Annotated in this window: 18 protein-coding genes and 1 pseudogene; 11 read left to right on the plus strand and 8 right to left on the minus strand. The window is 65.9% G+C overall.

What is annotated here, in order from left to right; genetic code table 11:
• Positions 1 to 85 precede the first annotated feature (85 nt).
• From GQ57_RS05815 to GQ57_RS05830, 4 genes are all read right to left on the minus strand, one after another.
• The gene (locus tag GQ57_RS05815) at positions 86 to 532 is read right to left on the minus strand and encodes a MarR family winged helix-turn-helix transcriptional regulator (protein WP_034197355.1); all 447 of its coding nucleotides are present in this window, start codon (positions 530 to 532) and stop codon (positions 86 to 88) included.
• A complete protein-coding gene (locus GQ57_RS05820) occupies positions 520 to 1,170 on the minus strand; it encodes a cysteine hydrolase (RefSeq protein WP_052001104.1) in 651 nt (216 codons plus the stop codon). The genes GQ57_RS05815 and GQ57_RS05820 overlap by 13 nt, the downstream gene beginning before the upstream one ends.
• Before the next feature lie 182 nt (positions 1,171 to 1,352).
• Positions 1,353 to 2,084 (minus strand): transporter substrate-binding domain-containing protein, encoded by a 732-nt coding sequence (locus tag GQ57_RS05825; RefSeq protein WP_034197356.1) that lies wholly within the window; start codon positions 2,082 to 2,084, stop codon positions 1,353 to 1,355.
• A gap of 252 nt (positions 2,085 to 2,336) precedes the next feature.
• Entirely contained in the window at positions 2,337 to 2,978 is a 642-nt protein-coding gene (locus GQ57_RS05830) for a GntR family transcriptional regulator (protein WP_034197357.1), read from the minus strand.
• Between the two features lie 133 nt (positions 2,979 to 3,111).
• Between GQ57_RS05830 and GQ57_RS05835 the strand changes: the two genes are divergently transcribed.
• From GQ57_RS05835 to GQ57_RS05845, 3 genes and pseudogenes are all read left to right on the plus strand, one after another.
• Positions 3,112 to 3,588 (plus strand): OsmC family protein, encoded by a 477-nt coding sequence (locus GQ57_RS05835; RefSeq protein ID WP_031400859.1) that lies wholly within the window; start codon positions 3,112 to 3,114, stop codon positions 3,586 to 3,588.
• Positions 3,589 to 3,751: 163 nt separating this feature from the next.
• Positions 3,752 to 3,880: pseudogene (gene araH, locus GQ57_RS43615) on the plus strand (L-arabinose ABC transporter permease AraH); the annotation flags it as partial.
• 52 nt (positions 3,881 to 3,932) lie between these two features.
• Positions 3,933 to 4,835 carry an SMP-30/gluconolactonase/LRE family protein gene (locus GQ57_RS05845; protein ID WP_034197358.1) on the plus strand — a complete coding sequence of 301 codons (903 nt, stop codon included), beginning with the start codon at positions 3,933 to 3,935 and terminating at the stop codon, positions 4,833 to 4,835.
• Positions 4,836 to 4,949: 114 nt separating this feature from the next.
• On the opposite strand, the gene GQ57_RS05850 is transcribed toward GQ57_RS05845, so the two are convergent.
• From GQ57_RS05850 to GQ57_RS38945, 3 genes are read right to left on the minus strand one after another with little or no spacing between them, the layout of a single operon-like run.
• Positions 4,950 to 5,816, minus strand: coding sequence for a hypothetical protein (locus tag GQ57_RS05850; protein WP_034197359.1), 867 nt, complete (start codon positions 5,814 to 5,816; stop codon positions 4,950 to 4,952).
• 1 nt (position 5,817) lies between these two features.
• Positions 5,818 to 9,666, minus strand: coding sequence for a type VI secretion system Vgr family protein (locus GQ57_RS05855; protein WP_235215028.1), 3,849 nt, complete (start codon positions 9,664 to 9,666; stop codon positions 5,818 to 5,820).
• Positions 9,667 to 9,672: 6 nt separating this feature from the next.
• The gene (locus tag GQ57_RS38945; protein WP_081896598.1) at positions 9,673 to 9,924 is read right to left on the minus strand and encodes a PAAR domain-containing protein; all 252 of its coding nucleotides are present in this window, start codon (positions 9,922 to 9,924) and stop codon (positions 9,673 to 9,675) included.
• A gap of 233 nt (positions 9,925 to 10,157) precedes the next feature.
• Here GQ57_RS38945 and GQ57_RS05865 point away from each other — a divergent pair, with 233 nt between their 5' ends.
• The 7 genes from GQ57_RS05865 (at position 10,158) to GQ57_RS05895 (ending at position 19,497) form a co-directional block, all read left to right on the plus strand.
• Positions 10,158 to 10,661 (plus strand): MarR family winged helix-turn-helix transcriptional regulator, encoded by a 504-nt coding sequence (locus GQ57_RS05865; protein WP_034197362.1) that lies wholly within the window; start codon positions 10,158 to 10,160, stop codon positions 10,659 to 10,661.
• Between the two features lie 220 nt (positions 10,662 to 10,881).
• Positions 10,882 to 11,712 (plus strand): p-hydroxycinnamoyl CoA hydratase/lyase, encoded by an 831-nt coding sequence (locus tag GQ57_RS05870; protein ID WP_031400865.1) that lies wholly within the window; start codon positions 10,882 to 10,884, stop codon positions 11,710 to 11,712.
• A 59-nt stretch (positions 11,713 to 11,771) separates the two neighbouring features.
• Positions 11,772 to 13,220 (plus strand): aldehyde dehydrogenase, encoded by a 1,449-nt coding sequence (locus GQ57_RS05875; RefSeq protein ID WP_034197363.1) that lies wholly within the window; start codon positions 11,772 to 11,774, stop codon positions 13,218 to 13,220.
• Positions 13,217 to 15,118: a feruloyl-CoA synthase gene (locus tag GQ57_RS05880; RefSeq protein ID WP_034197364.1), complete on the plus strand. Its 1,902-nt coding sequence runs from the start codon at positions 13,217 to 13,219 to the stop codon at positions 15,116 to 15,118. The genes GQ57_RS05875 and GQ57_RS05880 overlap by 4 nt, the downstream gene beginning before the upstream one ends.
• 208 nt (positions 15,119 to 15,326) lie before the next feature.
• Positions 15,327 to 16,532 carry a 3-(3-hydroxy-phenyl)propionate transporter MhpT gene (gene mhpT / locus GQ57_RS05885; RefSeq protein WP_034197365.1) on the plus strand — a complete coding sequence of 402 codons (1,206 nt, stop codon included), beginning with the start codon at positions 15,327 to 15,329 and terminating at the stop codon, positions 16,530 to 16,532.
• A gap of 66 nt (positions 16,533 to 16,598) precedes the next feature.
• Complete coding sequence (locus GQ57_RS05890) at positions 16,599 to 17,747, plus strand: porin (RefSeq protein WP_034197366.1); 1,149 nt, start codon at positions 16,599 to 16,601, stop codon at positions 17,745 to 17,747.
• 28 nt (positions 17,748 to 17,775) lie between these two features.
• Positions 17,776 to 19,497, plus strand: coding sequence for a tannase/feruloyl esterase family alpha/beta hydrolase (locus GQ57_RS05895; RefSeq protein ID WP_034197367.1), 1,722 nt, complete (start codon positions 17,776 to 17,778; stop codon positions 19,495 to 19,497).
• A 71-nt stretch (positions 19,498 to 19,568) separates the two neighbouring features.
• Here the strand turns inward: GQ57_RS05895 and GQ57_RS05900 are convergent, their stop codons facing one another.
• Positions 19,569 to 20,045 (minus strand): Lrp/AsnC family transcriptional regulator, encoded by a 477-nt coding sequence (locus GQ57_RS05900; RefSeq protein ID WP_034197368.1) that lies wholly within the window; start codon positions 20,043 to 20,045, stop codon positions 19,569 to 19,571.
• Between the two features lie 158 nt (positions 20,046 to 20,203).
• Here GQ57_RS05900 and GQ57_RS05905 point away from each other — a divergent pair, with 158 nt between their 5' ends.
• A complete protein-coding gene (locus GQ57_RS05905; protein ID WP_034197369.1) occupies positions 20,204 to 21,436 on the plus strand; it encodes a diaminopropionate ammonia-lyase in 1,233 nt (410 codons plus the stop codon).
• Positions 21,437 to 21,461 lie beyond the last annotated feature (25 nt).

The following is a 21,461-nucleotide window of genomic DNA, read 5'->3' on the forward strand; positions in this document are numbered from 1 at the left end:
GCTTGCGATGTACCGGCAGTCGGCCGTGCGCCCGTTCCGTGACGGTTCCGGTCACAGGCCGGCCGGCGCCGGTTGCAGGCGCCAACTAGCAGCGTTCGTCGCGCGACATGAACCGATCGATCAGCTGATAGTAGCCCGGCAACACGCGGTTCAAGCGATTGCGGCCGGCGCGCGTCAGGCTGACGAGCTTCGCCCGGCTGTCTTCGTCGCTCGCCTCGCAGGTGAGCATGCCGTCCTCGACCAGACCTTGGATCGTGCGTGTCATGACGGGGCGCGACACGTCGACACGATCGGCCAGTTCGCTCACTTTCAGGCCGTCCGGATGGTTTTCGCGATCCAGCACGACGAGAATCAGATATCGCAAGGTCGAGAGCCCGTTTTCCGCAAAGTAGGTGTCGAGCTCCCGCATCAGCGAGCTGGCACGTCGCAGCATGTGGAGTGCGGCCTGAACGTTGTCCACGTTCATGGAGGGAAAGCGCTCATGGTAGGTTTCCAGCGTTTCCCGGCTGGGTAATTCCTTCAGGAAGAACACGGGGCAAGGTCTCCTTTCAAATGACGTGCGAGCGTCGCCGTATCGATTCCGGCGCCGAAATGATGCAGCACGTGTTCGACGACATGATCGTGTTGCCCTTTCGTGAACGCGGCGCACCCGTCCGTCACGATCCAGCAGTCGAGGCCGATGTCGTGCGCTTCCCGAAGCGTGGATTCCACGCAGACATGGGTGGCGAAGCCCATCAGCACAATCGTGTCGATACGGTTGTTTCGCAGGAACGGATCCAGCGTCGAATTTCTCAGCACGCTCGCTCCGGAGCGGCCCTGCGTGACGAATTCGTTTCGCTCGGGCAGGAAAGGCGGCGAGAACGCGGCGCCTTGCCCGATCCACGTGCCGGCGCCCGGAATCGCGGAGCGCAACCCGAGGACGTCGTGGCCGCCGGCGAACAGGCGGTAGTGCGGATCGTGTCGCAGATCCAGTCCGGCATGGGCAATGGTCCAGCCTTCCTCCCGGGCAGTCGCGAGGATGTGTGCCGCGTTGGAGGCCGCCTCCCGAAACGGCGCCTCGTCGCGAACAAGACGCTTGAAGAGGATGCTGTCTTCACCGAGCCATTCATTCTGGAATTCGATGAAGACAAGCGCGGTGCGATGTTTTTCGATGGAAACCGGATTCGTCACGGGATGTGCTCCATATAATTATCATGGTAACTATATGGTCGCGAGCGAAGAAGTGCAAGTCCCGCGGAAAAGGCGCGGGCGGGGCCACGATCGAATCGCTGCTTGTCGTTGCCGGGTCGACGGCTGGGCGTGTTAAAGAAATCGCGCGGAAGGTCTCTTCGTAGCCGCCGCCGGCCTCATGCTCAACCGGCGAGAACGGGATCGATCTCGTTGTGTGTCAGGCCGAAGCTCGCCATGCGGGCGCGATGATCGGGTGAGCCCAGATACCGGCGAAGTTGCTCGTTGACGGCATCGAGCAGGTCACGGTTCGTCCTGTTGAACGAGAATGCCCCGAGCGGGCGTTCCTGCCGCTCGCCATGTGCGTCGGGCCGGTGCTCCACGGCCTGAAGCACCGCGCCGCCGATGCGATCCGCAAGGATGCGGTTTCCCAGCGCCGTGCTCGCATACGCATCGATCGCCCCCGCGCGAACCGCTTCGATCGCATCGGCCTGGTGCTCGAAGATGACTATCTGGTCGTCGCTTACGCCCGCCGTTCTCGCCGAATCGTGTTGCACTTGTCCGGCGATGATGCCCAGCCGCGCATCGTGGCGTTCGGCGAGCGACGCGTAGCTGTCCAGTGTTTTCGGATTGCCGGCCCGAACCAGGAAGCCGTCCCCGATTGCCCAGACGGGCACGCTGAACGCGACCCGCTCGGCGCGCCCGGGCGTCACGAACAGCGGGACGTTCATATCCCAGCGGCCGGCTTCGACGCCGGGCAGCAGTTCACTGAACGTCGTCAAGTGATGTTCGATCCGGGTGACCCCCATTGCGCGAAGAACCGCATCGGCCAGATCGAGGTCGGCGCCGGCGGCGGTTCGATCCGCGTTCGTCCAGCCGAACGGGGGTTCTTCGATATAAGCAATCGTTACCTTCATCGTCGTGTCTCGCGAAATGGGGGCGTCGAATCGTCGAAGCCATTGTCCGGGATCGATGAAGCGGTGTCGAATGTCCAGAAATGGCGGTTCCGATCAGACGCAGTCACCCGTATTCAACCCGAAGCCGCCGCGCGCCATGCCGGTGCCGGACGGCGGATCGCCTCGCCGTGCGGAACGGTGAAATCCACCTCGACCGGTTGAGCAAGCGCGCCGACGCTCGCGGCGTGGGCGGCGCGCAACGCAGCGTCGCTCTCAACCGCCTTCGACGAGCCGCATCACGATGCGTCTGGCCGATTCGAGATGCGCGACCGTCATCGAGCGTGCCGCACGCGCATTGCGCTCGCGGCACGCCTGCAGGATGTCCTCGTGCTCGACCTGGAACGACGGCGTATCCGCGAGCAGCGTGGCCTGCAGGCGCTCGTAGCGTTCGACCTGGCTGCGCAGTTCCGCAATCGTCTTCAATTGCCGCGCGTTGTCGCAGCACGAATACAGCAACGCGTGGAATTCGCGATTCAGCTCGCCTTGCCGGCGCGGCGCGGTTGCGTCGCCGAGCAGGCGGTGGACGAGTTCGGCGCGCGCCAGTGTTTCATCGTCGAGCCGCTTCACGCTCTGGTAGATCGCATCGCCTTCCAGCAGCACGCGCAGGTCGTAGATCTCCCGCACATCCGACGCGCCCAGCATGCGCACGACGGCGCCGCGATTCCGGAAAATATCCAGCAATCCTTCGCGTTCCAGCCGCTGGATCGCCTCGCGCATCGGAATCCGGCTGATGCCGAACCGCTCGGCCAGATCGCGCTCGACGAGCCGTTCGCCGGCCGCCAGCTCGCCGTTGATGATCATGTCGCGCAGCGATGCGGCGATCGCGTCCGCCGTGGAGTCGAGTCTGGCTTCCATGCCTGCCTGTTTCGTCAATTTGGAATAATGGTATACCAAACGACGATCCGATGCCAGAATGAAGGCTTCCGGCGGGCGTCGGTCGAACGCATGTCCGCCCCGGTCGAGGCAACCCACATTCATGGAGATCGAGATGGCATCCGGTGAGCACAAGTATCGCGTCGCGGTGGAGTGGACAGGCAATCGCGGCACCGGTACGTCGGGGTATCGCGAATACGGCCGCGAGCATGTGATCCGGGCCGGCGGCAAGCCGGACATCCCCGGGTCGGCCGACCCGGCGTTCCGCGGCGACGCGTCGCGCTGGAATCCCGAAGACCTGCTGCTCGCGTCGGCATCGGCGTGTCACAAGCTCTGGTACCTGCATCTGTGTTCGGACGCGGGCATCCGCGTGATGGCTTATGTCGACGATGCGGAAGGCACGATGCTCGACAGCGCCGAGCAGGGCCGCTTCACGGAAATCGTGCTGCGCCCGCACGTGACGATCCGGGCCGGCGACGATCGTGAGCGGGCGGAACGCCTGCATCACGATGCGCATGCGCAATGCTATGTCGCGAACTCGGTCAATTTCCCGATCCGCTGCGAACCGGTGATCGTGTTCGCGGCGGCCTGACGGCGCAGCACGTCGACGCGGAGCATCGCGGGCGCGGCAACGCATCGGCTACAGCGGGGAATCGACGAGCCGTTCGAATGCGTCGGGTGCGGGCAGGGGCGGCGGCGAGTTGCCGGACGCCGCCGCGCCGAACCTGCATGGGCGCGTTCCGGTGTCGGCCTGCGTGTGGATCGTCGGCGAGGTGCGGGGCGCGAGCGTGCCGACGTCGTACCAATATCTGATACGCGGTGGAATTCTGTTGCTCGCGGTGTTGTTCGGCCCGTATCGTCGCAACCAGCGGTGCGCGACGAGGAGCCGACCGGCCATGCGACCGCCTGCAAATGCGACAGATATCGGGAGACGCCATGCAACAGGATCATCCGGCCGCGTCGGCGACGCTGCTGGCCGACAGCCGCAACCTGCTCGGCGAAGGAGCGACGTGGTGCGACAGGACGCACGCGGTGTACTGGGTGGACATCGAGGGCGCGCAGCTGTGGCGCTGTCGCGCGGACGGTTCGGCGCCGACGTCATGGGCGATCCCCGAACGGCTCGCGTGCTTTGCGCTGACGCACGATCCGGACGTGCTGCTCGTCGGGCTGGCGACGCATCTCGCGTTTTTCGACCTGCGTAGCCGCACGTTCACGCGAATCGTCGACGTCGAACCCGGGCTGCCGACGCGGCTGAACGACGGGCGCTGCGATCCATTTGGCGCGTTCGTGTTCGGGATGAAGGACGAGGGCAGTGAGCCGCCGCAAGCGGTCGGCGGGTTCTATCGGCTCAGTGCCGACCTCACGCTGGAGCGGCTGGCGTTGCCGCCGGCGGCGATCGCGAACAGCATCGCGTTCTCGCCGGACGGGTCGAAGATGTATTTCTGCGATTCGCTGATACGCGAAATTTTCGTCTGCGATTACCGCGCGGGCGGCGACGTGGCTAACGTGCGGCCGTTCGCACGGCTGACCGATCCGGACGGCGATCCGGACGGCTCCACGATGGATTGCAACGGCGGGCTGTGGAACGCGCAGTGGGGCGGCAGGCGCGTCGTGCGCTACGGGCCGGACGGCGTCGAGACGGATCGCGTGACCGTGCCGACCGCGCAGCCGAGCTGCGTGGCGCTCGATGGCGAAGGCCGGTTGTACGTGACGAGTGCGCGGGTCGGGTTGAGCGACGATGGGTTGGCGATCGATGCTGACGCCGGCTGCGTGTTCGTCGCCCGAACACGCTACGCCGGGTTGCCGACCGCACGGTTTGCGGGGAAGCGGGCTGGATGAGCAAGCGGGGACGGCAGGTTCATATCGGCTGGCTGGCAAGAACGCGATTTGTCGGGACGATATGTATCGAACGCGCAATGGACGATTGGCCTCGCCCTTCTGGTTCATGCCTCGTCAGGATTCCGGATCGTCGCGCATCCACCATACCGGATGGTCGTGTGGCTCTCTCAACCACATCCACTGGCCTGCTACGCGCTCGGTAACTCGCCGCTGCTCGTGTTCCTCCTGAGGCGTCAAAGTGCGGACCGTGGGAAATTTTCGCCCCTTGTAGATGACCAATTCATCCGAACTGGAAATCGTGGTGAATCCCTGCCACAACCCTGTCTCGGGGCATGGCATCCCCGTGCACAGGTTCATTTCCCCGTATTTCTGGCGCTTCGCTTGCCGTTCTTCGAGGCGGCGTTGCTTGCGTTCTTCGGGTGTCAAGATTTTGTATGCGCGACGCATTTCGACCATCCATAAACTCTGTGGGTGTGATCCATCCTCCGGATTGAAATATCCAAGCTCGATATCGACTGGATACTTGCTTCCAGGAATATCTTTTGACCGGTAACGGAATGACTGTAAATTGGGAGAGTCTGGGGTGCGCCCTCTCATTTCATTTCCGTAATTGAGATTGCCGTCAGAGTCAACCCAGTAGTCCTCCAGCTGGAGAAGCGATTTAATTTCACTGTCAGGCAGATTGGCAATTCTTGAATCAAGGACGATTCTTACACCGGCTGGAACAATTTTTACCTTGTCGCGATCATCACTGTAGTCTTCGGGATCGTCGCCAGTGGAAAGCTCAATCTTCGTTCCGTGTAATGAACGATTTTTATATTTATAAAGAAACCCCTTTGCAGGTGGATGCGTCCACGTTGTGTAGTTTGTTCCAAAGGAAATATGCTCAGGATTGTATGGAGCATCATCACGTAGTATTGCCATTGCTGCTTTGAGGATGCTCCGCAGCATGGTGCGTTGCTCTTCGTCGGTCGTTTTCATTTCAAACCCCTCCTCCAATGGCGTGAAGTGAAGTGCTGTATTCTCCTGTGCATGTGCCGGGATTCCGCACGAAAGTGCGATCAGGACGGTTCCAATAGGCTTGCACCACTTCCGCACACGCATAGGCATCTTCTTCATGTAACTGACTCCGGTAGCCTTCTTCGAAACTCGCCATCTTGGCCGCCGTCTCTGACGGTACCCTCAACAGCTTGCACACCTCGGCCTGTGCAATTGGTACATCCGGCTTGACATAAGATCCGCCCGCTTGATTTTGCATATACAAAATCATCCAGTAATAGTGAAAAACCAACATGCGATGAAGTCCCGCGGCAACCCGTGCGTCATCAGGGACATTTATTTTCTTTGCGGCCAAAAAAGCCGCCTTTGAAAAGCTGGATTCGTATACTTGCGTCGCTTGTGAGAACATCGAATAGTCATTCGGGTGTTGTTGAAGCAGGGCCATCATCCAGAATGCCTGCTGGCAATGTCGTGCTTCGTGGTAAAGCATGTCCGCGAATGCCTTCAGAGTTCCATCCAGGGAGGTCGGATTATTCGATGATTTAACTATCTTCGTGATTTCCGTCTCTTGTATGGCTATTGTCCAGTACCTCCCGATAAATGATGCGCTCACATCCGATCGCATGTTGTACCTGGTTAGGCCTTCCTTTGTGTTCACAATATCTATCTTGGGGCTTGCCGCCTTTGACATCATCGGGTCGCCTGGCGCACCTTTGGATAATCCATATGGCCCCTCGGCAAGGGCTGAACTCAATATATTTTCAACTGCGAGCGCGATACTCTCTTTTAATTCTTCCGATATCGAACCGCTCAGCGTATTGAACTTGCCCCATTCAATCCCTTTGAGTGCCGTCTTGACCGCCGCCGTATAGCTCTTCGTCACCGGATACTCGACGTCGCGACGTACGGGCATGTCGAGCCTCACATCGTCTTGTTTGGCCCCGTCCAGGAAGTGATGGAAACGCAACCCGAAATTGAGCGGATCGCATGTCGCGAACGCGGCCGGTTGACTCTCGGACGTCGCCCCCTGTTCCGGGGTGCCGACCTTCTTGCCTTTGATTGTTGCGGTACGCTTGTCGGCGTTCGGTGCCTTGGCGGTGTAGGGAGTCGTGTTGTCGCGCACGACTGCGGCTCGGTTGATGGCAATCACCTTGTCCGGATCGCTCGCCGCCAACAGCTCCACCGTGCCGAACGCGATGTCATGACTCGTCACCACATCCGTTTCGCCCAGTTCATTACTCACCCCCTCGATCACGCGTCCGTTGTCGAGTGTGACCCGGTAAGGCTGGTTCGGTAGCGCAAAGCCACTGTCGTGCTCCAGCAGCACGAAGTGCGCGGCATACTGCCCCGGGTGTTCGGGCGTGACCGGCAGGCTCATCGGCCGCACCTGTGCGGCGTCTGTCTGATGACTGCCTGCATGGATCGTGTGCTCGCCGGGCGTTCGCACCACGTACCCCTGCTCGCTGATACGCACTTCGGTGCTGCCGGCATGCAGCACGATCTCCTTTGCCGCATGCAGGTGGATGCTGTCGGTCGTACTTGTGATGTCGACCGTCTTCTTCGCGGTGACGTCGATACCATTGGCTTGCGCTTCGATACGCACTTTCCCCGCCGCGGCGACGAGCGCCATGCCCGCCTTGTGCACGAACAGCGAGAACGCGTTCGACACGCTCGCGAACAGCGAACGCCCGACGGCAATCCCGACATGCCGGCCACTCGTCACCGCGACATCCTCGCCGCTCGCGATATGGGCGGTGCGCGCCGCTGCCAGACTGATCCCTGCCGATGCCGACATGGCCATGTCGCGCTCCGTCAGCTCCTGGAATTCGTCCGCCGTGCCGGTCGGGGTGCCCCGAATCGCATCGTTGCGCGCCTTGATCCCCCGAATGACGTCGCTCTGATCGGCGTCATGCTGTTGCGCCTGATGCCGCTGCGCCAGGCCCGCGAGGCTTTCCTGTAACTCACGTGCCCGCGTGAGCCGGCCGATGGCTTCCCCGGCGTCTTTCGCATGGCCGGGGCCGCCCGGTTGACCGTCCGTCGACACAAGCAAACCCTTCAACGCCCGAACCACACCCCAATCGTCGGTTCTCAGGTCAAAGCCCTTGCCGCGCGCATCGGCGCGTCCCTTCTTTCGGGTGATGCGTCGGAGATTGCCGAGACTCAATTGAGACGTGCCCGCATCGCTCGCAAGCTGTGTCTGGATTTGTTCCCGCGTATCGTCGATCGCCAGATGGCCGGATGCCGTGCCGTGGAGTTCCCTGCCGCGAATGAACGATACCGCGTGGTTGTACGGCTGATCCAGCGCAGGTTGGCGGAACGCGTTGACGGCACTGCCGATAATCACCGGCAAATCCGGGTCGCCACGGTAGTGCGACACCGCTACTTCATGGCCGATGCGCGGGATGAACGTCGCACCCATGTCGACGCCTTGCCACGGAGACAACACGCGGAGCCATATGCCCGAATGCTCGTCGTGCTTGCCCTGGCGATCCCATTCGAACTGCACCTTCACTCGACCGTATTGGTCCGTCCAGATTTCCTGTCCGGCGGGACCCACGACGACAGCTTTCTCGGGCCCGCTCATGACGGGCTTGCCGACACTGCGCTCCAACTGGAACGGCTCGTTAGTCGGCAGCAGTTCGAACTGTGCGTCGGCCCGATAGGTTGGCGCGTCGCCGGCCCGCCCTGCGATCTCCTCGATATCGAGCGCGCAGGACACGACGAGGTATTCACGATTCGCCGCCCGTTGCGGATGACCGACGAGCGTAAAGGTGCGGCCGACCGTGAGGCCGCGCAGATTCCCGCTGCCGTTTGCGCGCCGTCCCTTGCAACGCTCGGCCTCAAGCCGGACGCGCGCGAAATGATGGGCTTCGCGATCCACGTCGTTCGGGGTGCCTGCCAGCCCCTGAGCGCCCGCCAGCGGTTGACTGTAGTCCCCCCAGCCGTAAATCTCCCCGTCGGCATTGGCTGTCGGGCGCGGGTTCTCCACGGTCGCGCCCAGTCTCGCACTCGGGCGCGCGTAGTCGTAATCCGTCACGCTCACACGACCCGGCGTGAGGCGGCTCGTTACGGACAGCGTGCGAATGTGTTCTTCGTCGATGCGTTGACCGCCGGGAGGCAGATAGCGCAACGTCTCGTAGGCTTCGCCATGCGGCCGGTGACCGCCCATCGCGTCGGACAAGACCAGACGTTGGCGACCGTCATCGTGCTCGAACCACCACCAGATTCCCCATTCCTCCCACAGACGTTGCAGGAAGGCCCAATCCGTCTCGGATGCTTGCCGCTGCACGTCGCGTTTCGGATAGACACCCAGGAATGCGCCGAGGCGCTTGTCGACGGGGTACGGATATTTCGAGAGCACCGCGTCGGTGATGTCGACGACGGTCATATCCTGAAACAGGCGGCAGTCCTGCGTCAGCGTCGCGCGGTAGAGCCATGGGCGCAACTCGAGTTCGTACAGGATCGCATCGCGATCCTGACCGGCAAACCGTGCCGCCTCGACCAACCCGGTGATTTCACGCGTACCCGCGCCGACATTGCCGAGCCCGGCATTTCCCGCCAGCCCGGGAATGAAAGACCCTTTGCCTTCGAGCTGGATCGATACGGTCACTTCGGTGCCGACCATCCTGTCGAGATCGAGATCGGCCGTGCGACTGGGGGAAACCGCATAGGCGCCGTCGGTCCGCAACGTGACGAGATAGCGGCATTCGTCGAGACGGCCGATGGTTTCGGTGCCTCGCAATCGCACGGGAATGAAGACCGGCAGCGCATCCATGCCATAGGTCGGCAGCGCTGCGCCGGCGAGTGACAGCGTGCGAGCTTGAGAAGACATCGTCATTTACGTTGCCCCCGTTGTTCGCGGACCGATGACGGTCGCACCGCAACCGGTCTTGTCGCCGTGATAGCCGACGCGCTGGCCGCTTGCAAGTAACGGGGAAACGCCGCCGCATGTCGGACAACGAACACCGTGGCCTTCAAGCGCCGCGTCGATTCCGTGCTGTCTCAGGTCATTCGTGCATTCGATGACTTCGCCGCCGTGGTCGGTTGGGTCATCCAGGCGGATCATTTCAATGCCGTGCTCGTTTTTCATCGACGACTCATGCGAAGGATGAAGTCGCTCTTTTACCTCGCATCGAAACGCCGCACAATTTTCAAGATGAAGGCAGATCGCTTTTGAGAATTTATTCAGTCATTTGAACGATAAAGTCGTACAGATACGAGTCCATGTCTAACAGGATGCCCGTTGAGATTGATGTCGCGACGATGCGATTCGCCCCCCCGACCTGCTGGTAAGATGGCCCGCACCCCCATCCTGCCCGCGCCATGAGCTCCACCCCGACCAAGCCCGCGAATCCGAAAAACGCCGCGAAAAACGCCGCCCGTGCGACGGGCGACAAGCCGAAGGCCCGCATACCGCAGCGCCTGACCTACGTGATCGGCGGCCTCGACCGGCTGCTGCGCCGCCACATGACCGACGCGCTCGCGCCGCTCGGCATCACGCTCGCGCAGTACACCGCGCTGTCGGTGCTCGAGGCGCGCGGCGCATCGTCGAACGCGCAACTGGCCGAGCGCTCGTTCATCACGCCGCAATCGGCGAACGAGGTGATGAGCGTGATGGCCGCGCGCGGCTTCGTCACGCGCGAAGCCGACCCGTCGCACGGCCGCATCATCCTGTTGACGCTGACCGACGCAGGCGCGGCGATGCTGCGCGAATGCGAAGCCGTGCTGCGTCCGCTCGAGACGCAGATGCTCGGCGACTTCTCCGCCGACGACGCCGCGCACGTGCAGCGCGCGCTCGAACTGTTCGCGCGCAACCTGCGCGGCTGATCCTTCCACGATCTTCGCGACGCAGGCCCGTCGGGCCCGCGTTCGCTTTGCCGGTCACCTGACCGTTCCCTGATTCCTCGATCGTCGTCCCGCTTTCCAATCCGGGTTTACACCGGCGCTCGTGTCGCTTGCAATATCAGGTAGCCTGATATTAAATGAAGCCGTCCGCAGCAGGAATGCTGCGCACCGAATCGCACAGGAACGAACGACAGGAACCGACATGAGCAAGTACGACAACCGCTGGCAGACCGTTGAAGTGAAGGTGGAGGCCGGCATCGCGTGGGTCACGCTGAACCGCCCTGACAAGCGCAATGCGATGAGCCCGACGCTGAACCAGGAGATGCTGCAGGTCCTCGACGCGGTCGAGTTCGACGACGAGGCGAAGGTGCTCGTCCTCACGGGCGCGGGCGCCGCGTGGACGGCCGGCATGGATCTGAAGGAATACTTCCGCGAGATCGACGGCGGCGCCGACGCGCTGCAGGAAAAGGTGCGGCGCGACGCGTCGGAATGGCAGTGGCGCCGCCTGCGGATGTACAACAAGCCGACCATCGCGATGGTGAACGGCTGGTGTTTCGGCGGCGGATTCTCGCCGCTCGTCGCGTGCGACCTCGCGATCGCGGCGGACGAAGCCGTGTTCGGGCTGTCGGAGATCAACTGGGGCATCCCGCCGGGCAACCTCGTCAGCAAGGCGATGGCCGACACGGTCGGGCACCGCCGCGCGCTGCACTACATCATGACCGGCGACACGTTCACCGGCGTGGAAGCGGCGGACATGGGCCTCGTGAACAGCAGCGTGCCGCTGGCCGGCCTGCGCGATGCGACGATCGCGCTCGCCGCGCGGCTGATGGACAAGAACCCGGTCGTGCTGCGCGCGGCGAAGCACGGCTTCAAGCGCTCGCGCGAATTCACGTGGGAGCAGTGCGAAGACTACCTGTATGCGAAGCTCGACCAGGCGCAGTTGCGCGATCCGGAACACGGCCGCGAACAGGGGTTGAAGCAGTTCCTCGACGACAAGACGATCAAGCCGGGCCTGCAGGCATACAAGCGCTGATACGAGCGCCGACGCAACCGCCAACGCAACCGCAAGAGACAGGCAAGGCAGGAGACGACATGACCGACAGACGGATGCTGATCGCCGGCGAGTGGTGCACCGCCCGCGACGGGCGAACCTTCGACCGATTCAACCCCGCAACGGGCGCGCTCGCGTCGCGCGCGCCGGCGGCCGGCGTTGCCGACGCCGACGCGGCGATCGACGCCGCGCACCGCGCGTTCCCTGCATGGGCGGCGCTCGCACCGACCGAGCGCCGCCGGCTGCTGCTGAAGGCCGCTGACCTGATGGATGCGCGCATCGACGCGTTCGTTGCAGCGGGCGTGGCCGAAACCGGCGCGACACCCGGCTGGATCGGCTTCAACGTGACGCTCGCGGCGAACATGCTGCGCGAGGCCGCGTCGATGACGACGCAGATCGCCGGCGACGTGATCCCGTCCGACGTGCCCGGCAATCTCGCGCTCGCGATGCGCGTGCCGTGCGGCGTCGTGCTCGGCATCGCGCCGTGGAACGCACCCGTGATCCTCGGCACGCGTGCCCTTGCGATGCCGCTCGCGTGCGGCAACACGGTCGTGCTGAAGGCGTCCGAAGCGTGTCCGGGCGTGCACGCGCTGATCGGCGCGGTGCTGGACGAAGCGGGGCTCGGCGCGGGCGTCGTCAACGTGATCACGCACGCAGCGGCCGATGCGCCCGAACTCGTCGAGCGGCTGATCGCGCATCCGCACGTGAAGCGCATCAACTTCACCGGCTCGACGCATGTCGGGCGCATCATCGCGCGTCACGCGGCCGCGCACCTGAAACCCGTGCTGCTCGAGCTCGGCGGCAAGGCGCCCGTGCTCGTGCTGGACGATGCCGATCTCGACGCGGCCGTCGCGGCGATCGCGTTCGGCGCGTTCTTCAACCAGGGGCAGATCTGCATGTCGACCGAGCGCGTGATCGCCGAGAGGCCGATCGCCGACGCGCTCGTCGAGCGTCTCGCCGCGAAGGCCCGCACGCTGGCGGCGGGCGATCCGCTGGCCGGCCATCCGCTCGGTACGATGGTCGATGCGGCGGCTGCCGCGCGCGCGATGTCGCTCGTCGAGGATGCGCGCGCGCATGGCGCGCGTCTGCCGCTCGGCTGCCGCGTCGAAGGCGCGACGATGCAGCCGGCGATCGTCGATGGCGTCACGCGCGACATGCGGCTGTATCGCGAGGAATCGTTCGCGCCGGTCGTGGCGATCCTGCGCGCGGACAGCGACGACGAAGCGGTCGCGCTCGCGAACGACAGCGAGTTCGGGCTGTCGGCGAGCGTGTTCAGCCGCGACGTCGCACGCGCGATGGCGGTCGCGCGGCGGATCGAATCGGGGATCTGCCACATCAACGGCCCGACCGTGCACGACGAGGCGCAGATGCCGTTCGGCGGCACGAAGGCGAGCGGCTACGGCCGCTTCGGCAGCCGCACGTCGATCGCCGAATTCACCGAGCTGCGCTGGATCACCGTGCAGACCACGCCGCGTCACTATCCGATATGAGCGAGCCGACGATGAATGGTGCGACGCCCGCGAGCGGGCCGGTGAACGACACGGGCGGCGTGCGCTATCGCGCGGCGGCCGTCGCGGTCGGTGCGGTGGAGGTTCGTCGCGCGGAAAACGGCGCGTGGTACCTGCGCTCGCGCGAACCGCTCGGCGACTACCCGACGCGCCTGACCGACTGCCTCGTGCGCGGCGCGCAAGCGCATCCCGACCGCGTGCTGGCCGCGCGGCGCGGCGAAGACGGCCGCTGGATCGAGATCACCTACGCGCAGATGCTCGATCGCGCCCGCGCGCTCGGCCAGGGCCTCGTCGATCTCGGGCTGTCGGCCGAGCGTCCGCTCGCGGTGCTGTCCGGCAACGATCTCGAGCATCTGCAGTTGATGTTCGCGGCGATGCTGGCGGGCGTGCCGTACTCGCCGATCTCGCCCGCGTATTCGCTGGTGTCGACCGACTTCGGCAAGCTGCGTCACACGCTCGGCACGCTGCGGCCGGGCGCGGTGTTCGTTGCTGAACGCGGGCCGTTCACGCGCGCGCTCGACGCGACGTTGCCGGCCGATGCGGCGTTGATCGTCGCGCACGATGCCGACGTCGATGCTGGGGGGCGCGCCGTGCCGCTGTCACGCCTGCTCGCCACCGTCCCCCGCACGATCGATACGATCCACGCGGCAATCGGCCCCGACCATCTCGCGAAGATCCTGTTCACGTCCGGTTCGACGAAACAGCCGAAGGCCGTGCCGACCACGCACAGGATGCTGTGCAGCAACCAGCAGATGCTGCGCCAGACGATGCCCGAACTGACGCGCGAACCGCCGGTGCTGGTCGACTGGCTGCCGTGGAATCACACGTTCGGCGGCAGCCACAACCTCGGCATCGCGCTGTACAACGGCGGCACGCTGTACATCGACGACGGCCGCCCGGTGCCCGGCCGCTTCGACGAAACCGTGCGCAACCTGCGCGAGATCGCACCGACGATCTACTTCAACGTGCCGAAAGGCTGGGAAGAACTGGCCGCCGCGCTCGAACGCGACGCCGCGTTGCGCGATACCTTTTTCTCGCGCGTGAAGCTGTATTTCTTCGGCGGCGCGGGGCTGTCGCAGGCCGCATGGGACCGGCTCGACCGCGTGACCGACGCGCATTGCGGCGAGCGCATCCGGATCATGGCCGGGCTCGGGATGACGGAAACGTCGCCGTCGTGCCTCTTCACGACGGGGCCGCTGATGCGTGCCGGCTATATCGGCCTGCCGGCGCCCGGCTGCGACGTGAAGCTGGCGCCATGCGGCGGCAAGCTCGAACTGCGTTTCAAGGGGCCGAACGTGATGCGCGGCTACTGGCACGCGGATGTCGATCCGCGCGACGTGTTCGACGACGAAGGCTACTACCGCAGCGGCGACGCAGCCGTGTTCGCCGATCCGGAGCGGCCGGAATTCGGGCTGCTGTTCGACGGGCGGCTGACCGAGGATTTCAAGCTGAGCAGCGGCACCTTCGTCAGCGTCGGGCCGTTGCGCGCGAATGCGGTGTCGAGCGGTGCGCCGTACGTGCAGGACGTGGTCGTCACCGGGATCAATCGCGACGACATCGGCTTGCTGGTGTTTCCGCGCATCGATGCGTGCCGTGCGCTGTCGGCGCTCGCAGTCGATGCACCGGTGGCCGACGTGCTGCGCGCGCCGGCCGTGCGGGCGGTGTTCGAGGCCTGGCTCGCCGCGCTGAACCGGCATGCGAGCGGCGGGTCGACGTTCGTCGCGCGCATCCGGTTGATCGACACGCCGCCGTCGCTCGACCTCGGCGAAGTGACCGACAAGGGCTCGCTGAACCAGGCGGCCGTGCAGCAGCATCGCGCGGCGACGATCGACGCGCTGTACGACCCGGCGCGGCGCGATCCCGACGTGATTTACGCGTAAGCACCAGGCAGGGACAAGCAGCAAAACGCAGACACGACGACCGGCCGGCCACGGGATCGGCAGGCATGCTTGCGGCCAGTGAATCAGGCTGCCTGATAAAGAAGGCCCTTCAGACGACCCTTCGCGCGCCGCTTTGCCACTGGCCGGCGGCGGCGCACGGCGGCCGTCGCAGGGCCGGCCGACTACAAGACATGGGACAGGAGACAGGATGAACACTTACGTTGCCGAAAAACCCACGGTCGCGACCACGCTCGCACTGTGCTTTGCGATCGCGCTGCTCGAAGGGCTCGACCTGCAGTCGGTCGGGGTCGCCGCGCCGCGCATGGCGCGCGAATTCGGGCTGACCGTGTCGCAGATGGGCATCGCGTTCAGCGCGGGCACCTTCGGGCTGCTGCCGGGCGCCATGCTCGGCGGGCGGCTCGCCGACCGAATCGGCCGCAAGCGCGTGCTGATCGCGTCGGTCGCGCTGTTCGGGCTGCTGTCGATCGCCACCGCGCAGGTATCGAGCTTCGCGATGCTCGTCGTCGTGCGCGCGCTGACGGGCCTCGGCCTCGGCGGCGCGATGCCGAACCTGATCGCGCTGTCGTCCGAGGCGGTCGAGCCGCGTTCGCGCAGCAGCGCGGTCGCCGCGATGTATTGCGGCATTCCGTTCGGCGGCGTGATCGCATCGCTGATCGGCGTGCTGCTCGCGGGCGACACCGAGTGGCGGCACATCTTTTATGTCGGCGGCGTGGGGCCGCTGCTGCTCGTGCCGCTGCTGGCGCTGCTGCTGCCGGAATCGCGGGCGTATCTCGACATCGCCGGCACGACGGCCGCGCGCACGAGCGTCGCACGCACGCTGTTCGGGAGCGGGCGCACGGTGTCGACGCTCGCACTGTGGATCAGCTATTTCTGCACGCTGATCGTCCTGTATTTCCTGCTGAACTGGCTGCCGTCGCTGATGGCCGCACGCGGGCTCGATCGCGCGCATGTCGGGCTCGTGCAGATCGCGTTCAACATCGGCGGCGGGCTCGGCGCGCTCGGCATCGGCGCGGCGCTCGACCGGATGCGCGCGGCGCGCGTGGTCGGCGGCATGTACGTCGGGATCGTGCTGTCGCTCGCCGCGCTGGCGGCGGCGCCAGGCTTCGCGTCGCTCGCGGCGGCCGCGTTCGCGGCCGGCATGTTCGTGATCGGCGGGCAGTCGGTGCTGTACGCGCTCGCGGCGATCTACTACCCGACCGCGATGCGCGGCACGGGCGTCGGCGCGGCGGTGGCCGTCGGCCGGCTCGGTTCCGTCGTCGGGCCGCTCGCGGCCGCGACGCTGCTGGCCGCGGGCCGCAGCGCACCGGTCGTGATCGGCGCGAGCATCCCCGTCACGCTCGTCGCGGCCGTCGCCGCGCTGCTGCTGGTCCGCCGCCCGCCGGCCGGCGACTGACATTCCCCCGGTTTTTCAACGCGCGCCGTCAGAGCGCGCTCATTCAAGGTCTGGAGACGCAACGACATGAAGAAGAACACCAGGAACGGCCTGTTGGCCGCCGGCGCGTGCTGCGCGCTCGCCGCGCCGGGCGCGCATGCGCAGTCGAGCGTGACGCTGTACGGGATCATCGATACGGGCGTCGAATTCGTGTCGCACGCGAACGCGGCCGGCGACCATGTGGTGCGCATGCCCGCCGTGACGGGCGAGCTGCCGTCGCGCTGGGGGCTGCGCGGCGCGGAGGATCTCGGCGGCGGCTATCAGGCCGTGTTCACGCTGGAAAGCGGCTTCAACGTGCGCGGCGGCGATCTCGGGCAGGGCGGCAGGCTGTTCGGACGGCAGGCGTTCATCGGGCTGAAGGGCGGCTTCGGCACGCTCGCGTTCGGCCGCCAGTACACGATGACCTACCTCGCGCTGCAGGGGGCGGACATCATCGGCCCCGACATCTACGGGCTCGGCTCGCTCGACGCGTATGTGCCGAACGGCCGCGCGGACAACGCGGTGACCTACATCGGCACGTATCGCGGCGTGACGCTCGGCGCCGCGTATTCGTTCGGCCGCGACGGCGCGGGCACCGGCAACTCGCCGGGGCAGGGCACGTGCGCGGGGCAGGTGCCGGGCGACGCCGTGCAGTGCCGCGACTGGTCGGTGATGCTCAAGTACGACAGCGCGTATTTCGGCGCGGCGGCGTCGTACGAGGAGCAGCGCGGCGGCACCGGCGCGGCAGCGAATTTCTTCGACGGCGTCGAGCCGGTCGCATTCACGAGCAGCGCTGGCAAGGACGCGCGCGTGCACGTGAGCGCGTATGCGCAGGCGTCGGGCGTACGGCTCGGCGCGGGCTGGATCGGGCGGCGCGTGTCGACCGGCTCGCCGGCCGAGGCCGGCGCGCATTCCGACCTGTTCTTCGTCGGCGCGTCGTATGCGGTCAAGCCCGATTTCGTCGTCGACGGCGAAGGCTACCGGATCGTCAACAGCGCGCACGACACACGCGCGACGATGGCGACCTTGCGTGCGACCTGGCTGCTGACGAAGCGTACGTCGGTCTATGCGCAAAGCGCGTATCTGTGGAACAGCGCGCAGGCGCGCTATGCGGTCAGCGGCGGCGGAGCCGGCACGACGCCCGGCGAGGGCATGGGGCAGCTCGGCGCGATGGTCGGCATCAAGCACATGTTCTGAACCGGCCACTTCACGAACGGAAGATATCTTGAATAAAAAATCTGCAATCCTCTGTATTGCGCCGCTGTCGGCGCTCGTGCTCGCCGGTTGCGGCGGCGACGACCCGGTGAGTGCCGCGCCGACGCACCTGAGCGCCGCGACGCCGGCCGCGATGGCGCAGAGCTGCGACGCGCTCGCCGCGAAGCTCGCGTATCCGGGCACGTCGTTCACCTCGGTGACGACCGCGGCCGCCGGTGCGCTGACGGTGGCCGGCCAACCGATCGCCGAGCACTGCGTGATCGAAGGGAAGATGAACGAGCGCGTGAGCGCGGTCGACGGCAATACTTATGCGATCGGCTTCGAGATGCGCTTGCCCAAGGCCTGGAACGGCCGCTTCTTCTACCAGGCGAACGGCGGGCTCGACGGCAGCGTCGTGACCGCGACCGGGGAGATCGGCGGCGGCGGGCCGCTGAACGATGCGCTGAACATGGGTTTTGCCGTGATCAGTTCAGATTCCGGGCACAGTGCCGCGCAGAATCCGCTGTTCGGCATCGATCCGCAGGCTCGCATCGACTACGGCTACGGCGCGGTCGACGCGCTCACGCCGATGGCGAAGCAGGTGATCCGGCTCGCGTACGGCAAGGCGCCCGACCGCAGCTATTTCGACGGCTGCTCGAACGGCGGCCGCCACGCGATGGTCACGGCCGTGCGCAATGCGGCCGACTACGACGGCATCATCGCGGGCGATCCGGGCTTTCATCTGCCGAAGGCGGCGATCGGCGAGATGTATGGCGCGCAGCAGTTCGCGAAGATCGCATCGGCGACGGGCGCGAACGGGCTGCCCGATATCCGCAGCGGCTTCACCGATGCGGAGCGGCAGTTCGTCGGCGCGAAGATCCTCGAGAAGTGCGATGCGCTCGACGGCGCGGCCGACGGGATGGTGCAGGATGTCGCCGCGTGCCAGGCGCATTTCAGCGTCGATGCGGACATCCCGACCTGCGCGAACGGCACGCGCACGGGCGCTTGCCTGACGACGGCCCAGAAGACGGCGCTCGAGAACGTGTTCGCGGGGGCGCGCAACAGCGCGGGCACGGCGCTCTACGCGAGTTTTCCGTACGATCCGGGCATGGCCGGCAGCGGCTGGGCCGCGTGGAAGCAGTCGAATTCGATCACGCTCGATCCGGCCGCGATGGCGTTCACGTTCATGACGCCGCCGAAAAGCGCCGCGACGCTCGCGAACCTGCCCGGTTTCGCGCTCGGCTTCGACATGGACAACGATGCGCCGGCGATCTTCGCGACCGGCGGCGCGTACACGCAATCCGCGTGGACGTTCATGACGCCGCCCGACGAAACGAACCTGTCCGCGCTGAAGGCGCGCGGCGCGAAGCTGATCGTCTATCACGGCACGGGCGATCCGGTGTTCTCGTTCAACGACACGCGCGACTGGTACGTACGGGTCGCGCAGGCGAACGGCGGCGATGCGACGGATTTCGCGCGCTTCTATCCGGTGCCGGGGATGAACCACTGCTCGGGCGGGCCGGCGGCCGACCAGTTCGACCTGCTGACGCCGCTTGTCGCGTGGGTCGAGCAGGGGCAGGCGCCCGCGGCGATCGTGGCCGCCGCGCGCGACGCAACGAACGCGGCGCCGAATGCGGACGTGCCCGCATCGTGGGGCGCGGGACGCACGCGGCCGCTGTGCCCGTATCCGCAGGTGGCGCGCTACAACGGCTCGGGCGATGTGAATTCGGCGGCGAGCTTCAGTTGTCGTTGAGGTAGCCGTCGATGGGAAGCGGCCGGTGCGCGCCATCGCGTACCGGCCGCTTCATGTTTGCTGGCGCCCACTCACTCGCCCGGCTCGACCGGCACCTCGAGCCCCACCTTCACGCGGCTCATGCTGACCAGCGTCTTGAAGCGCTTCACGTTGTTGTTCGCGAAGAACAGCTCGCGCGTGAGCGCGGTGTACTGATCCATGTTGCGCACGGAGAGGATCAGCACGAAATCCCATTCCCCCGTCACGTAGTAGCACTGCTGGATCTGCGGGCAGCGCTCGAAGGTCCGCTTCATCGCGTCGAGCTGGTCGATCTGCTCGCTTTCGACCTCGACGTTTACGACGATCGTCAGCGGATGATCGACCTTGTCCGGCGCGACGACGGCCGTGTAGCGCTCGATCACGCCTTCTTCCGCGAGACGCTTCAGGCGCCGGTTCACGGCGGCGGTCGACAGGTTGACGCGCGCGCCGAGTTCGCTTTGCGGCGTCTGTGCGTCGCGCTGGAGTTCCGTCAGCAGCTTGCGGTCGAACGCGTCGAGTGGGGTCGTCATGATGGCGCGTGAAGCCTCGAAAGAATGAGAAATTTTTGCGTGTGAGTGGCCGATTTGGCGATTTTTTTGATCCGCATGCGCAATATTATTTTTCAGACCGGCGGCGCGCGCAACCCGTGCGCGCCCGCCCCGGAACCGACTCACGGAGTGCCGCCGTCATGCTGATCGCCAACCCTCGCGCATCGCGCGCCGTCTATCCCCATGCGCTGCGCCGCGTGATGAACATCGCGTCGGCCGACGAAAGCGGCGCGTGGCTCGCGCACTGGCCGCTCGTCGGCAACGCGCGCACGCCGTTGCGCACGTTGCCGGATCTCGCGGCGCGGCTCGGCGTCGCGCGCATCAGCGTGAAGGACGAGTCGTGCCGGTCGCCGCTCGGCAGCTTCAAGGCGCTCGGCGCGCCGATCGCGCTGGTGCGGCTCGTGAAGCGCCTGCGGCGCGCGCAGGATCTGGATCCGCAGGGGCTCGTCACCGGCCGCTACGCGGCGGAGCTGGCCGACCTGACGGTGATCAGCGCGACCGACGGCAATCACGGCCGCGCGCTGGCCGCCGCGGCGCGCGCGATCGGCTGCGGGTGCGTGATCGTGCTGCACGCGAACGTCGACGCCGAGCGCGAACACGCGATCTCCGCGTACGGCGCGCGGATCGTGCGCATCGCGGGGAACTACGACGAATCGGTCGTCTGCGCGGCGCAGCTCGCGCAGGCGAACGGCTGGTACGTCGTGTCGGATACGTCGTACGACGGCTACGAGGCGATTCCGCGCGACGTGATGCAGGGTTACGGCGTGATCGCCGCAGAAGCCGTGGCGCAGGCGGAGCAGGATGACGGGCGGCCGTTCACGCACGTGCTGCTGCAGGGCGGCGTGGGGGGCCTCGCCGCGGGCGTCGCGAGTTACCTGTGGGAGCGCGACGGCATGCAGCGGCCGCATTTCATCGTGGTCGAGCCGCGCCAGGCCGACTGCCTGTACCAGAGCGCGCTGGCCGGGCGGGCGACCAAGGCCACCGGCACCGTGGATTCGGTGATGGCCGGGCTCGCGTGCGGCGAGGCGTCGCCGCTCGCGTGGGATTTCCTCGAGCTGTGCATCGACCAGTTCATGCTGATCGACGACGAAGACGCGGTGCACGCGATGCGCGGCCTGGCGGCCGGCAGCGACCGCGACGTGCCGCTCGTCGCCGGCGAATCGGGGGCGGCCGGCATCGCGGGGCTCGCCGTGCTGATGCGCGACCCCGCGCTTGCGCGGCAGGCGGGGCTCGATGCGGGCTCGCGCGTGCTCGCGATCAATACGGAAGGCGCGACGGCGCCGTCCCTGTACCGGAGCTGTGTCGGCGAGACGGCCGACGCGGTGCTCGCGCGCCAGCGCGACTGGCTGGCCCGCGCGGCGGTGGCGGCCTGAACGACATGACGACCTGACGACCGGG

This window comes from Burkholderia sp. MSh2, assembly GCF_000731655.1.
GTDB lineage: Bacteria > Pseudomonadota > Gammaproteobacteria > Burkholderiales > Burkholderiaceae > Burkholderia > Burkholderia paludis.